Annotated in this window: 10 protein-coding genes; 5 read left to right on the top strand and 5 right to left on the bottom strand. The window is 68.4% G+C overall.

From position 1 onward, the window contains the following. Nucleotides 1-262 precede the first annotated feature (262 nt). From ABMY26_RS36230 to ABMY26_RS36215, 4 genes are all read right to left on the bottom strand, one after another. Nucleotides 263-1,597: a tetratricopeptide repeat protein gene (locus ABMY26_RS36230; protein ID WP_372400581.1), complete on the bottom strand. Its 1,335-nt coding sequence runs from the start codon at nucleotides 1,595-1,597 to the stop codon at nucleotides 263-265. A gap of 167 nt (nucleotides 1,598-1,764) precedes the next feature. Then, nucleotides 1,765-2,226: a hypothetical protein gene (locus ABMY26_RS36225; RefSeq protein WP_372400579.1), complete on the bottom strand. Its 462-nt coding sequence runs from the start codon at nucleotides 2,224-2,226 to the stop codon at nucleotides 1,765-1,767. Between the two features lie 1,141 nt (nucleotides 2,227-3,367). Further along, the gene (locus tag ABMY26_RS36220) at nucleotides 3,368-4,045 is read right to left on the bottom strand and encodes a ParA family protein (protein ID WP_372400578.1); all 678 of its coding nucleotides are present in this window, start codon (nucleotides 4,043-4,045) and stop codon (nucleotides 3,368-3,370) included. 177 nt (nucleotides 4,046-4,222) lie between these two features. Next, the gene (locus ABMY26_RS36215) at nucleotides 4,223-5,629 is read right to left on the bottom strand and encodes a tetratricopeptide repeat protein (RefSeq protein WP_372400577.1); all 1,407 of its coding nucleotides are present in this window, start codon (nucleotides 5,627-5,629) and stop codon (nucleotides 4,223-4,225) included. Nucleotides 5,630-6,102: 473 nt separating this feature from the next. On the opposite strand from ABMY26_RS36215, the gene ABMY26_RS36210 reads away from it, so the two are divergent. Further along, entirely contained in the window at nucleotides 6,103-6,903 is an 801-nt protein-coding gene (locus ABMY26_RS36210) for an FkbM family methyltransferase (RefSeq protein ID WP_372400576.1), read from the top strand. Here ABMY26_RS36210 and ABMY26_RS36205 read toward each other — a convergent pair. Further along, complete coding sequence (locus ABMY26_RS36205) at nucleotides 6,885-8,504, bottom strand: tetratricopeptide repeat protein (protein ID WP_372400575.1); 1,620 nt, start codon at nucleotides 8,502-8,504, stop codon at nucleotides 6,885-6,887. The two genes, ABMY26_RS36210 and ABMY26_RS36205, sit on opposite strands and share 19 nt — an antisense overlap. Before the next feature lie 242 nt (nucleotides 8,505-8,746). Here ABMY26_RS36205 and ABMY26_RS36200 point away from each other — a divergent pair, with 242 nt between their 5' ends. The 4 genes from ABMY26_RS36200 to ABMY26_RS36185 all read left to right on the top strand — a co-directional run bounded on the left by ABMY26_RS36200 (nucleotide 8,747) and on the right by ABMY26_RS36185 (nucleotide 13,328). Further along, nucleotides 8,747-10,393, top strand: coding sequence for a tetratricopeptide repeat protein (locus ABMY26_RS36200; RefSeq protein WP_372400574.1), 1,647 nt, complete (start codon nucleotides 8,747-8,749; stop codon nucleotides 10,391-10,393). Between the two features lie 82 nt (nucleotides 10,394-10,475). Next, nucleotides 10,476-11,627: a glycosyltransferase family 4 protein gene (locus ABMY26_RS36195; RefSeq protein WP_372400572.1), complete on the top strand. Its 1,152-nt coding sequence runs from the start codon at nucleotides 10,476-10,478 to the stop codon at nucleotides 11,625-11,627. 52 nt (nucleotides 11,628-11,679) lie between these two features. Then, nucleotides 11,680-12,567, top strand: a complete 888-nt coding sequence (locus tag ABMY26_RS36190) for a class I SAM-dependent methyltransferase (RefSeq protein WP_372400571.1) — start codon at nucleotides 11,680-11,682, stop codon at nucleotides 12,565-12,567. Continuing rightward, on the top strand, nucleotides 12,564-13,328 hold the full coding sequence (locus tag ABMY26_RS36185) for a trans-aconitate 2-methyltransferase (protein ID WP_372400570.1): 765 nt from the start codon (nucleotides 12,564-12,566) through the stop codon (nucleotides 13,326-13,328). Before ABMY26_RS36190 ends, ABMY26_RS36185 begins: the two co-directional genes overlap by 4 nt. The last annotated feature ends 48 nt before the right edge of the window (nucleotides 13,329-13,376 follow it).

The raw sequence follows: 13,376 nt of genomic DNA, 5'->3' as shown, positions 1-13,376 counted from the left end.
TGGCGTGGGCTGCCGAAAAGTGGTCGGGCGGCTGGAAGCCTCCGACCGAGGTCCGGCGCCATGGGCGCCGTCAGGGCCGCCATGACCTGTCAATGGCCCCCGACCTGTTGGGCCAGGCATTCCAGGTGGCCGAGCCCACCAACCCGGGTCTGGCTTGCCTCACCTAATCTGCCCACCGGCGAGGGCTGGCCATATCCGTTGGCGGTGCTCGACCTGGCGACCTGCAGATGGCGGGCTGGGCGGAGGAGAATGCCCATGTCGATCAGGTCCTGAGTGCGACCATCTGGCGCAGGGCCTGCTCGGCGGCGGCGAAGACGCTGTCCCAGTCGCCGGGGGTGGTCTGCCGGAACAGGCGCATCGACGGGTACCAGGGGGTAGTGTCTCCCTTGTTCCCGTAGACCCAGTAGGGCATGAACTGCAGCAGGTTCCACACCGGACGGCCGAGCGATCCGGCCAGATGCGCCACCGAGCTGTCGGTCATGATCACCAGATCCAGCCGTTCCAGCACAGCCGCGGTGTCGGCGAAGTCGTTGAACTGCGGCCCCAGCGGCGTGATCAGCGTCGAGGTCCCGAGCGTGTCCATCTCCGCCTCCGGCGGGCCCTTCTGGATGCTGTAGAGCCGGACCTTCGGCACGTCGAGGAAGCGCAGGAAGCGGGTCAGCGCGGTGGCGCGGCGGGCATTATCCTTGAAGGTGACGCGGCCGGACCAGATGATGCCGACCTTCAGTGTGCCGTCCGGGCCGGGTACCAGTCGTGCGGCCTTTGCGCGCGCCTCGGCCGGGATGGTCAGGCGGGTCGGCGGCGGTACCGTCTCGATCATGGTGCCCAGCCGGTGCGGCAGGCTCATCAGTGGGCAATGCACGTCATAGGGCGGATAAGCGGTGCCGGCCTGGATGAAGGCATCGACGCCCTCGAGGCCGGTCAGCAGCCGTTGCAGCTCCGGATGGCATTCCAACAGCACCCGGCCGCCGCGAGCCTTGACCATCGGTGCGTAGCGCGCGGTCAGCAGGACGTCGCCGAAACCCTGCTCGGTGGTCAGCAGGATGGTTTTGCCATTCAGCGGTCCACCATCCCACATCGGGCCTGCCGCGATACGGTTCTGATAGGTGGGCAGCGACAGGCGGGAGTCGTAGTCGCCGAACCCCTCGACATAGCGGCCGAGCTGAAGCAGCGTCAATGCGCGGTCCCAGAGCAGCGACGGATCGCCGGGCTTGGCACGCAGGGCGACGTCCAGGATCTCCAGCGCGCGGTCGAAGCGGCAGCCGAGGCGGAGCGCCACCACCAGATTGGACAGCAGGCCGGAGCTGCCGCCGGACAGCACCACTGCGTGCTCCTGCGCGGCGATGGCCTCGTCATAGCGCTCGACGTCGCCCAGCACGTTGCCAAGGTTGGTCCAGGCGCCGACATGGCGCTGGTCGAGTTCCAGGGCACGCCGCTGGCAGGCGATGGCCGCTTCCGGCTTGCCGGCCTGCCGCAGCAGGGCGCCCAGCGCGCTCCACACATTGGGGTCGGTCGGCTGCTGCTCCAGCATCCGCTCCAGCAGGTCGATGCTGAGGCCATGGGTCCCCTGGGGCGTTGCCGGGGCGGCCTGAGTCATGTTTGCCTTCATATCACTGTCGCTGGTGGTCGGCGGATGGTGGAACGGATCGTTCGAGGGTGCGGGAAGGGGATAGACGGCCCGTCAGGGAGAGTCAAACCGTCCCTTCGCCATCCCTTCGCCATGCCTTGTCCGCCGGTGAGGGGGTGGAAGGCGGTGAAGAGGGATCAGCGCCGGCGCAGATCCTGAAGGTCGATGTCGTCGATCCGGAAACCGGCCTGCCGCAGCGCCTTCAGGACGATGACCTTCTGGGCGGTGCCTTCGCGGGCAGCGGCCTGCCGCAACTCCTCCACCAGATAATCCGGCAACATGGCCTGCCAGGGCCGGGTCGGTGCCGGTCGCAGGATGGCCGGCGCCGGAACGGGGGCTGGCGGGATAGCGGCCGGGGCAGCGGGCGTCGCGGCAGGGGCATCGACAACGGCGGCAACGGCCGGAGCGCCGAGGGAGGTGCTGGCGGCGGCTGGCGCCGGCTCCGTGTCGGTCGGCAGGAAGCCCTTGCTCAACCCGTACTGGCGGATCGGATCGATGTCGTCCATGTCCGAACCGCTCATGCCGATGCCGCCGAGAGGCGGACGGGACGGCTTGGCGGCGGGTTTCACGGACGGTTTGGCGTGGCTGTCGGTCGGCATGGGCGCTCCGGTTGGGCGACGGCAGGTAAGCCATGAAGACTTATCATGACTTGGTCTCCTGTCTTCAGGACATGCATCGGACACAGGGATGGCCTTGACGAAATACCGTCCGCCGTTGCTCCGGAAGCACAGCGGGTAAGTGCTTGAGGGGGCGGGAACTGCTACAGCTTCGACAGAAAGATCATGATAATAAATGAAGTCATGATATATTATTTTGATAATGAGAGCGGGCTGGAGGCGTGGTGGTGCCGTGAACCTTGTCGGCGGTTCTGCTGTGGGGCGCAAGATCGGCGATGATGGTCCAGGTGTTCTGCCACCAGAGTTGCCGCTGAACAGGTGCGCACAATAAAATCAAATTATATCATAAAGAACAAACATGATATGAATTCATGAAAGACAGAGTTCGTTGGTGGTCATATAATCTGGAACGGCGGCGTGAGGCCGGTGTTCATCCTTGCCATTCCGCTGCGCTTTTCGGCTCGCAAGACCGATGGGGCGCGTTGATGAGTACAGGGCGCCGATCACGGCGCGGCGGGCTTGAAAGACATATCATTAAATAATAAGATCATGAAATATTATGATCCCCTTAGATTGGGCGCAGCCCTGTGATGGACGCACCAGTTGTGGGCGTTGTGGGCAGAGCCCCCTATGCGGTGGTGATGTGCGGTGGCGAGGTCCATGTTGTCCTTCCCGCAGAAACCAAGTCAATGTGCCGAACCTCTGACACATCCGGTTGTTGTCCTGCTCGGCTGGCCTCCCTGCATCCGGTTCATCAAGGCAACCGCACATGCCGAGCTCGCTGGCCGTTGCGGGCGGTCTTGCTCCAATTTTTATTATTTCATGAAATAATATAATTATTTCTTACTCCGTGAGATCCCTTTGAAGGAGCCACCGGGCAATGGGCTTTCCGCTGTGATCGAACTGAAGTCCGTCAACGCATCAAGAAAACATTGTATAACATGATATAAAGTTGATTAATCATATTATAATTTCATGATAGTATAGGCTGCTGCGGGGGGAACCGTTACGCCGCCACGAGCCGGGCAGGCCGGATGAGGGTGGGGATGCCACCCACCCTGCCCTGCTTCGCTCCCGCCCGGGCAATCAACCAGACGGTAAGTGTGGGATGCACCGTATGGGATCAGGCGCGCGGGATCAGCGGGTTGGCCGGGGAGTTTTCCAGGAAGGACACGAACTCGTCGGTGAGCGCCCGGACGTTGAGGTCGGCGTTGCTGTCGGGGTTGACCTCGCCCGGGCCGTGGCCAGTGTAGGTCATTTCTTTCAGCAGCGAACGCTCGATCAACTCGGTGCGGAAGGTCGGCACGGCGTGCTCCTCCAGCAGGCTGCGAGCGTGTCGGTCGACGCGGGATTCGATCGCCGCCTGGGTGCGCACGATCACCACGCTGGAGGCCGGGGTATGTTTCAGCACGCCCACGGAATCCGCCACCACTTTGAAGGTACGCACCGTTTCCTTCACGTCCATGAAGGACTGCTGGGTTGGGATCAGAACCCCGTCGCTGACCGAGAAGGCGTAGAGCATGGTCAGGTTGCCGAAGCCGGCAAGGTCGATCAGCGTGTAGTCGAACTGGGGGGCGTTCTCCTGGACCGTCTGGCGGACATTCGATTCCGTGATCTCGTCGATCACCCGCACGCCGACGTCGCGCCGCCGGCGGGCCCATTCGGCCAGATGGCGGTTGGGATCGCAGTCGAGCAGCAGCACGCTTGCGTCGCGCCGACGCAGTTCGGAGGTGAGGGCCATGACCAGGCTCGTTTTGCCGACACCGCCCTTGGTGGAGGCGAAGCTGTTGATCCGAGGCATGCAGGAGGTTCCCGGCTGAAGGGAGAAGGCGAACCCGAAGAGGGATTTCGCTGATTTGCAGGGCGGATTTACACGTAAGAACAGGAAAGATGGAAGTGGTTTCACGTCATGAAGACGAACCATGAAATCATGAATAATGATTTCATGGTTCGTCTTCATGATTTTTCCGTCCAGCTGTCATCCCCGCGGCGCCTCGGCGGTGGTGCCGGCACGACGCTTCAGCCGGTGTACCGCGTGCTGGCCGCCGCCGGTGGCGCGGACCGAATAGAAATAGGCGCTGTCGTCGGTCCAATAGCGGCCCTCGCCGTCGACCATCACCGTCCGGCTGTGGATGTCGGTTGGGTAGATGGTCAGCCGCGGTGCCGGTTCGTCGGTGAAGCCGGCCAGATGCACGGCGGCGAGCGCGGCCTGATCCAGAAACCAGTAGGGCGCGCCGGCGTCCAGGAAATGGCGGATATAGCGCCGGGTCAGGTCGAGGAAGCGCAGTGCCCCGCGGGTCGGCCGGACATGCAGCACGTCGGCATAGAGCAGGCTCCAGATGTCCAGCCGCTTCAGTGCGTGGCTCATCATGCCGAGGTCGGAGTGGGCCGATGAGGCCAGCAACGGGGTGAGGTCGCGGATCGCCAGCAGGTCGACATCCAGCATCAGCACCGGCCGCTGCCAGCGGATCAGCAGGTCGGGCAGCACCAGGAAACGGCTGCATGCGAAGTAGGTCTTGGCGAACGCGCCGAGCGGGGCGAGGTCGATCGTCTCGCGCAGGACGACGAAGCGCTCGCGGCCATGGGTGGCGGTCAGCGCGGCGAGCGTCGCTTCCGTTGCAGCATCGGGATTGATCAGGTGGAGCGCGATGGCGCAATCGAGGCCGCTGTCCTCGACGATGGAGCGCACCATCGCAGGCAGGAACTTGCCGGCATAGACCGCGTCGCAGGAGGCGTAGACAACCAGGGGGCGGGCGGAGGCCGCGGCACCCTCCTCGATGGTGGCGCGGATGCCCGCAGGGGGCGGGGCTTGGCGCAACGCGCGCAGGAAGGCCGGGTCGGTGCGGGTCACGCCGTCGCGTCCGCCATGGCGCTCGGCCGCTTGGCGGAACAGGGTGTCGGCCTCCTCCAACCGGTGCTGTTCGGCACACAGGCAGGCCAGCCGGCTGAGGGTGAAGGACAACTCGGGGAAGCGCTCCAGCGCCCGGCGGTAGGCCCGTTCGGCGCGCAGCCCCTGGCCGTCGCGGCGCAACGCGTTGCCGCAGGCGACCAGTCCGACGGCATCTTGCCGCCCCTGGAAGCGGGCGACATCGCCGGCTTCGCCCAGATGGGTCAGCAACTGCCACAGGTTGGAGCGGCGGGTCGGGTCCTGCGGGGTGAGGCGCCACGCGTCGAGCGCATGCTCGGCCGCCGCCGCCATGTCCTCGCCCACCAGCAGCCGGGCGAGTGCGTCGTGCGCGGCGAGTCGCTCCCCGCTGCCGGTGCCGGCGCTCTCCAGCGCTTGGCGGCACAGCGCCTTGGCGGTCTCGCGTTCGCCCGCCGCTTCGGCACGGAGGGCGGCCTGGAGAGTGTCCTGGGCGGCGTGAAGAGGATCGGGGATGGTCATCGTCGGCTCGGCCAGGGACGGGGTGGCGGTTTCATCCCACGGGCTCCGCCTGTCTGGCAAGCAGCGGCAAACGGCGGGGCGGAGCCGTCACCCGTGGAATGTCTGGAACCAAGCGAAACAGGTTGGACCGCATTCCCCTCGCGGTGGAGGGGGCGGAGGCCTCCGAGTCGCGGTTCCGGGTCGGCATGGGGTGGCGCAGGGCCGTGGAAAAGAGACGAAGACCGAGGAATTTCCGCCCTTTGGAAGACGCATGGCTGCCAAAAGCGGAAACGCAGCCGTTCTTGAAGAACGCGCTTGAACAACCGCGAGAATACCATCAACTGTTTGTATGGACCCGGGAAAGGGTTCCAGCCGAAACTGTGCCGCGTCGGTTCGTCCGACGCGGCACTTTTATCGTCGGAGGCGATGGTTTCGACGTCAATCATCGGCCGGCATGCGGTCCGGACCGCAAGCCGTGGCGGGAGCGCCGGGTCATGAGCATCGCCGACGGGCTGAAGATCGCCTTCGACATCCATCTCGCCGGTGACCTGGAGCGGGCCGAGGCCTTCTATCGCGAGATCCTGCGGCTCAGCCCGGGGAACCCGATGGCGGCGACCCTGCTGGGCCTGATCCGCTCGCAACGGGCGATGACCCGCCAGAGCAAGCACAAGACCCTGGCCCTGCTGCGCGGCCGGGGCTTCCGGCCGGCCACCGTGATCGACGTCGGCGCGCAGACCGGCACCCCGCCGCTCTACGAGGTGTTCCCCGATGCCCACCATGTGATGATCGAGCCGGTGGAGGAGAACGAGCCGGCGCTGCAACGGCTGTGCGCGCAACTGCCCAGTGCCGAATACCTCATCGCCGCCATTGCAAACCAGGGCGGGACGGTGTCGCTGGCGGTATCCGACAACCGGCTCTATGCTTCCGTCGTCCTGGCCGGCCACCAGCCAGGGTCGGGGGACACACTGCGGACCGTGCCGGCCGTCCAACTCGATGTCCTGTGCGCCGAACGCGGCTGCGCCGGCCCCTTGTTGGTGAAGATCGATGTCGACGGGTTGGAGCTCGAGGTGCTTGCCGGCGCGGCGACGCTGATGACGCCGGACACCGTTTTCGTGATCGAGGCGACGGTGGGCGACGCGACCCCGCGCTTGGCCCCCATCATCAACGCGATGGCGCCATTCGGCTTCCAGGTCTGGGACATCGTCGATGCCCTGTACCGGCCCGACAGCGACCGGCTCTGGCAGGTGGATTTGGTGATGGTCCACCGCGACGGCCCTTACGCCTCCACCCCCTGAACCGGCATGTCCTGAGCCGCTCCCTCGTCGGCGCGGTGGTCGGATGCTCGGTGGCGCAGCGCGTCTTCGATGCGGTCGATGGCGTCGTCCCAGCGGCCCGGGGCGGACTGTCGGAACAGGCGCATGGTAGGGTACCAGGGGCTGTCCTCACGGTCGAGCATCCAGCGCCAGTCCGGGGCGAAGGGGATGAAGACCCAGACGGGGACGCCGAGCGCGCCGGCGAGATGGGCGACGGAGGTATCGACGCAGATCACGAGGTCGAGGCCTGCCATGATGGCGGCGGTGTCGGCGAAGTCGCGGATGTCGGGGGAGAGGTTGAGGATTGGGAAGCCGCCGGGCGGGTCGGCGGCGAGCCCCTCGGTCGGTCCCTTCTGGATGGAGACCAGGGTGACGCCGGGGATGGCGGCGAGCCGTGCGAAGGGGGCGAGCCCGATGGAGCGGTTCCTGTCGTTGCCGTGGGTGGGCGATCCGGCCCAGACGATGCCGACCTTCAGGCCTCCTGCCGCCGCCCGCAACCGCTCCGCCCAGCGCGCCACCAGCGCCGGCTCCGCCGACAGGTACGGCACGCGCGACGGCACCGTCTCCAGCCGGGTGCCGAACAGCAGCGGCAGGCTCATCACCGGGATCTGCACGTCGAAATCGGGTAGCGGCCCGCCGGTTTCCACCACGGTCACGCCGGGCAGGCTGCGCAGCACCGGGGCCAGGGTGTGCTGGCATTCGAGAAAGATGCGGCCTTGCTCCCCCGCTTCGCGTGCCAGCAGCGGCAGGTAGCGCACGAATTGCAGCACGTCGCCGAAGCCCTGCTCCCAATAGACCAGCAGGCGGCGGCCCTGCAGCGCCGACCCGTCCCAGCGCGGCTGCACGAAACTGCGTTGCGGCGAGGGCAGGCGGCCGTGCTTCCAGCGCCATTCGTAGCGCCGCCATCCCTCGACGAAGTCGCCGATCAGCAGGCGGACCAGGGACTCGTTCCAATGGGCGCCGGCGAAGGCCGGGTCCAGGGTGCGGGCGCGTCGGAAGGCCAGCAGCGCTTCCCAGAAGGCGCCCCGGTCCTTCACCGTCGAGCCAAGATTGCTGTAGGCCCCGCTGTGCTGCGGGTTCAGCGCGATGGCACGGCGAAACCGCACCGCCGCCTCGTCCAGCCGGTGGGCCATGCGCAGCAGGGCACCGTGGTTGTTGGCATATTCCGCCTCGTCCGGGACCAGGGCGACGGCGCGGCCGAAGACTTCCTCCGCCTCGTCCAGGCGCTGCAACCCTTCCAGCAGGATGCCCAGCTCGTTGAGGACGGCCGGCTGGTCGGGCTTGAGCCGCGCCGAGGCGCGGTAGGCCGTCGCCGCCTCACCCCGGCGGCCGAGCCGGTACAGCAGCGAACCCAGGTTGTTCCAGCTGTTGAGCGCCGCCGGCGTCAGCATCAGCGCCCGCCGGAACAGGGCCGCCGCCTCGGCGGTCCGGCCCCGGTCGGCGTACAGCAGCCCCAGATTGTTGATGGCCGGGGCGAAGGTCCGATCCTGGGCGATGATCCGTTCATACAGCCGGCAGGCCTCGTCGGCGCGGCCGCTTTGCTGGAACTGGACCGCCGTCGTAAAGGCTTGCTCGATGGTCATGAGGTCCGCGGCGCCCCGGCATGAAGGATCCCTGGCAAGGATCCGGGTGGAGGGTGTGGTGACCGGCAGGGAAGGAACGGCCGGATCAGTAGCAGAGATTGCCGGACGCTGCCAAGGAGCGGCACGGGTTGTCATCGCCAAGAGGGCCATCGTCAAACAGGCTATCGTCAAACAGGCCATCGTCAAACTCCAGGCCGGTGCGCTAGGAATGCCCGACGGCTGACCTCGCGACGGACCCTCCCATGGCCCTCTCCCCTTCCGAGCTGTTCGGCCAGGCGGTCGGGCATCACATGGCCGGCCGGCTGGCCGAGGCGGCGCGGCTGTACCGGGCGCTGCTGGACGCCTGTCCGGGGCTGGGGCCGCCGGCCCGCAACCTGGACCGCCTGCTGCACGACCTGATGGTGCAGGCCGGGGAGCGGTGGCGCGCCGGCGACCCTGCCGCCGCCATCGCGCTGCTGGCCGGGGTGGCCGCGGCGCTGCCCGACCGTGCTGCGCTGTGGCACGAGCTGGGGGGGCTGCGGCTGGCCGCAGGCGATCCGGCCGGGGCGGAGTGCAGCTTCGTCCGGGCCGGCGCGCTGAGCCCGGCGGACGCCATCCATGTCTTCGCGCTTGGCAGTGCGCGGCTGGGGCGTGGCGACGGCGACGGGGCCGAGATCCTGTTCCGCCGCGCCCATCTCCTGGCGCCGGACCTGGCGGAGGCGTTCGGCAACCGCGGCATGCTGGCCCAGGCCGCCGGACGGCCGGCAGTGGCGGTGACGCTGCAGCACCGGGCGGCGGCGCTCCAGCCCGGCGGGGCGGGGCACCATTACAATCTGGCGGTCGCCCTTGCCACGCTCGGCCGGCATGGCGAAGCGCTGTCCGGTTACGAGCGCGCCTTGCGGCTCGACCCCGGCGATGGCCGGGTGCGGCTGAACCGCGCGCTCACCCGGCTGCGGCTGGGCGACCTGCCCGGCGGCTGGACCTTGTGGGCGCAGGCGGGGGCGGAGCGCTTCCCCGGCGTTCCGGCTTGGAACGGCGAGCCGCTGGAGGGGCGGCGCATCCTGCTGCATGCGGTCGAGGGGAACGGCGATACCCTGCAATGCGTGCGCTACGCCCCGCTGGTCGCCGCGCGCGGCGGGCGCGTGGTGCTGGAGGTGCAGCGGGGGCTGGTGGCGCTGCTGCGCGGGATGGACGGGGTCGAGGCGGTGGTGGCGCAAGGGGCGCCGCCAGGGCCACCGCCGGTCGACTGCCATGCCGCCATCATGGATCTGCCGCGGCTGTTCGGCACCAGGCTGGACAGCATTCCGGCGATCATGCGACTTGCCGCCGATCAGGCACGTGCTGCGGCGTGGCGGGATTGGCTGGGCGCCCTGCCGGCGGCATGCCTGACGGTCGGTCTGGTCTGGGCCGGCGATCCCCGGCCGCATGACCCCGACGCCCACGCGATGGATGCCGTGCGCAGCCTGCCCCTTGCCCGGCTGGCGCCGCTGGGCATGCCTGGATCCGATGCCGCATCCGGTGCCGCGGGAGGCATCCGCTTCATCAGCCTCCAGAAAGGGGCGGCAGCGGCCCAGGCCGCCGATCCGCCGGCCGGCATGGTCCTGCACGACCCGTCCATGGCGCTGCGCGACTTTGCCGACACCGCCGCCCTGATCGACGGGCTCGACCTGGTCATCACGGTGGACACTGCGGTGGCCCATCTGGCCGGGGCGCTGGGCAAGCCGGTCTGGGTCCTGTCGCGCTTCAACGGCTGCTGGCGGTGGCTCGACGGGCGGGAGGACAGCCCCTGGTATCCGAGCCTGCGCCTGTTCGTGCAGCCTGCACCGGGCGACTGGGACAGCGTCGTCGCCCGCGTCGCCGCCGGACTCGCCGCCACCCTCGCCGGCCGGCTGCGGGCGCCGGTGGGCTGATAGGCGCTGCGGCCGGGGCTTGCATCGGCGGGCCGGCCCCCGCATCAATGGCGCTCGTCGAAAAGGGGCAAGAGCGGGTGGCATGACGCGGCTTCTGCTGATCAATTACGAGTTTCCGCCGCTGGGCGGCGGGGCTGCCAACGCCACCGACAACACCGCGCGCGAGCTGGTGGCGCTGGGGGTGGAGGTGGTGGTGGTGACCTCCGCCTTCGCCGGGCTGCCGCGGGTCGAGCGCCGGGCCGACGGGGTGGAGATCCGCCGCATCCCCACCCTGCGCCGTCGCCGCGACCGCAGTTCGGTGGTGGAAATGCTGGCTTTCCTCGCCAGTTCGCTGGTGATGGTGCCATGGATCGCCGCCCGCTGGCGCGCGCATGCCACCATCGCCTATTTCGGCCTGCCCTGCGGACCGGCGGCCTGGACGGTCAAGGCGCTGTTCGGCGTGCCCTATGTCGTCAGTCTGCGCGGCGGCGACGTGCCGGGCTTCCAGTATGACGGCATCTCGCTCTATCACCGGCTGGCCGGGCCGGTGATCGGCTGGTTGTGGCGCCGGGCGTCGGCCGTGGTCGCGAACAGCGGGGGGCTTGCCGATCTGGCGCGTCGCTTCGCGCCGGATCAGCCGGTCGCCATCATTCCCAACGGCGTCGACGCCCGGCGCTTCACGCCTGCCACCGCAGCGGCCGACGCGGCTGGCGGCCTCTCCCTGCTGTTCGTCGGCCGGGTGGTGCGGCAGAAGGGGCTGGACGTGCTGTTCGACGCATTGGCATCCTTGCCGCCCGCCCTGCTGGCGGGCGTGACGCTGCGCATCGTCGGCGACGGCCCGGCCCGGCCGGAGCTGGAGGCGCAGGCGCAACGGCTCTGCCTGTCGGAGTGCATCCGGTTCCTCGGCTGGCTGGGGCGCGACGAGCTTCCCGCCGCCTACCGGTCGGCCGACGCCTTCGTCTTCCCGTCGCGCGACGAGGGCATGCCGAATGTGGTGCTGGAGGCTATGGCCGCCGGCCTGCCCGTGGTGGCGACCCGCATCGCCGGCAACCGCGATCTGGTGGTGGACGGGGAGACCGGCCTGATGCTGGAGCCCGACGACGTGCCGGCGCTCGCCTCCGCCATCGCCCGGCTGGCCGGCGATGCGCCCTTGTGCCGCCGGCTTGGCGAGGGCGGACGACGCCGGGTGGTGGAGCATTTCTCCTGGCGCGCGGTCGCAAGCTCCTACCGTGACCTTGCGCTCGCCGCTTCTTGAGGCACCCTTGCGAACGTTCGGGTTGTTGACATCCGGCGGCTTTCGGGAGCGTATGGCGGCGCGGCGGATCGGGTCGGACAGCAAGGGATTGGGCAGCGTGGTGGAACCGGCAAAGGCGGCGGATGGGCAGACGGGAAGCAACCCCGCCCTGGCCTTCGACTTCGGCGAGAACTGGGACCATTATTCGCGCACCGTGCTGGACGAGCCGCGGCTGGCCGCCGCCGTCGACAGCCTCGCCGGGCTGGTCGGCACCGACCGGCTGAAGGGCGCGCGGTTCTGCGACGTCGGCTCCGGTTCCGGCCTGTTCACCATCGCCGCGGGCAAGCTGGGCATTGCCCGGGGCCTCGGCTTCGATGTCAACCCGACAGGCGTGGAGGTGGCGCGCCGCAACCTCGGCCGCTTCGCGCCGGAGCTTGGTCCCGAGGGGGCCGACCGCATCGAGTTCCGCCGCGGCTCGGCGCTGGATGCCGGGTTCGTCGGCTCGCTCGGCCGGTTCGAGGTGGTCTATGCCTGGGGCTCGCTGCACCACACCGGGGCGATGTGGCCGGCGATCGAGACGGTGGGACAGTTGGTGGAGCCGGGCGGCACCTTCGTGCTGGCGCTCTACAACCGGCACTGGACCTCGCCGCTGTGGACCCTGATCAAGGTCGTCTACAATTTGTCGCCGGGCATCGTCCGGAAGCTCTGGGACTGGATCCTGGGCTCGCTTATGTTCCTGGCGACCTGGGCCGTCACCGGCTCCAACCCGTTGCGCAAGGAACGCGGCATGGAGTTCTGGGTCGACGTGACCGACTGGCTCGGCGGCTACCCCTACGAATATGCCAGCGTGGACGAGGTACGGGCGCGGATGGACGCGCAGGGCTTCGACCTGCTGGAGGTCCGTCCGCCGCGCGTGCCGACGGGCTGCAACGAATTCATCCTGCGCCGGAGGCCCGCATGAGCGACGACGCCGTCAAGACCGCCCATCACCCCGCGGCCGCCGCGGACCATCCCGGCGGCGTCGATTACGACGACAGCTGGGAGAACCGCTGGAACGACATGCGCAAGTTCGGCCCGACCGGCCGCCACCTGCGCCGCATCGTCACCGAGATGGTGAGCGGGCTGGACTATGACAGCCTGCTTGATGTTGGCTGCGGCCAGGGTTCGCTGCTCGCCACGCTGATGCCGCTGAAGCCGCAGGCGCGCTACGCCGGCGTCGATTTCGCCGCCAAGGCGATCGACGTCGCCCGCCGTCGGGCGCCGCAGGCGGAGTTCGCGCTGCTCGACGTCACCGCCGGCCATCTCGACCGCCGTTACGATCTGGTGGTCTGCACCGACGTGGTCGAGCATATCGAGGACGACGTGACGGCTCTGCGCAACCTCGCCGCCATGACCGACCGCTATCTGCTGGTTTCCACCCTGCAGGGGCGGATGCGCGACTTCGAACGCACGGTCGGCCACCACCGCAACTATGCCCGCGGCGAGCTGCAGGCCAAGATCAGGTCGGTCGGGCTGGAGATCGAGCGGGTGGTGGAGTGGGGCTTCCCCTTCTTCTCGCCGCTCTACCGCAACGTGCTGGGCGCCGCCAGCGGCCAGGGCACCGAGGGGCAGTACGGTCCCGGCCGCCGCCTGATCGCCGAAGCGCTGTTCCACCTGTTTCGCCTGAACTCCTGGTCCAACGGCGACTACATCTACGTGCTGGCCCGCCGGCCGGGGTCGTGAGGACATTATTTCCTCGTACCACTTCATGATCTCATGAAAAAGTATCAT

Origin of the sequence: Azospirillum sp. HJ39 (assembly GCF_041507355.1) — a bacterium.
GTDB lineage: Bacteria > Pseudomonadota > Alphaproteobacteria > Azospirillales > Azospirillaceae > Azospirillum > Azospirillum thiophilum.
This window is presented reverse-complemented; position numbering and strand designations above follow the sequence as displayed.

Bases quoted from the DNA above. Each gene is read 5' to 3' on its own strand.
- ABMY26_RS36230 (WP_372400581.1), bottom strand. From the start codon at position 1,597: ATGACTCAGGCCGCCCCGGCAACGCCCCAGGGGACCCATGGCCTCAGC.
- ABMY26_RS36225 (WP_372400579.1), bottom strand. From the start codon at position 2,226: ATGCCGACCGACAGCCACGCCAAACCGTCCGTGAAACCCGCCGCCAAG.
- ABMY26_RS36220 (WP_372400578.1), bottom strand. From the start codon at position 4,045: ATGCCTCGGATCAACAGCTTCGCCTCCACCAAGGGCGGTGTCGGCAAA.
- ABMY26_RS36215 (WP_372400577.1), bottom strand. From the start codon at position 5,629: ATGACCATCCCCGATCCTCTTCACGCCGCCCAGGACACTCTCCAGGCC.
- ABMY26_RS36210 (WP_372400576.1), top strand. From the start codon at position 6,103: ATGAGCATCGCCGACGGGCTGAAGATCGCCTTCGACATCCATCTCGCC.
- ABMY26_RS36205 (WP_372400575.1), bottom strand. From the start codon at position 8,504: ATGACCATCGAGCAAGCCTTTACGACGGCGGTCCAGTTCCAGCAAAGC.
- ABMY26_RS36200 (WP_372400574.1), top strand. From the start codon at position 8,747: ATGGCCCTCTCCCCTTCCGAGCTGTTCGGCCAGGCGGTCGGGCATCAC.
- ABMY26_RS36195 (WP_372400572.1), top strand. From the start codon at position 10,476: ATGACGCGGCTTCTGCTGATCAATTACGAGTTTCCGCCGCTGGGCGGC.
- ABMY26_RS36190 (WP_372400571.1), top strand. From the start codon at position 11,680: ATGGCGGCGCGGCGGATCGGGTCGGACAGCAAGGGATTGGGCAGCGTG.
- ABMY26_RS36185 (WP_372400570.1), top strand. From the start codon at position 12,564: ATGAGCGACGACGCCGTCAAGACCGCCCATCACCCCGCGGCCGCCGCG.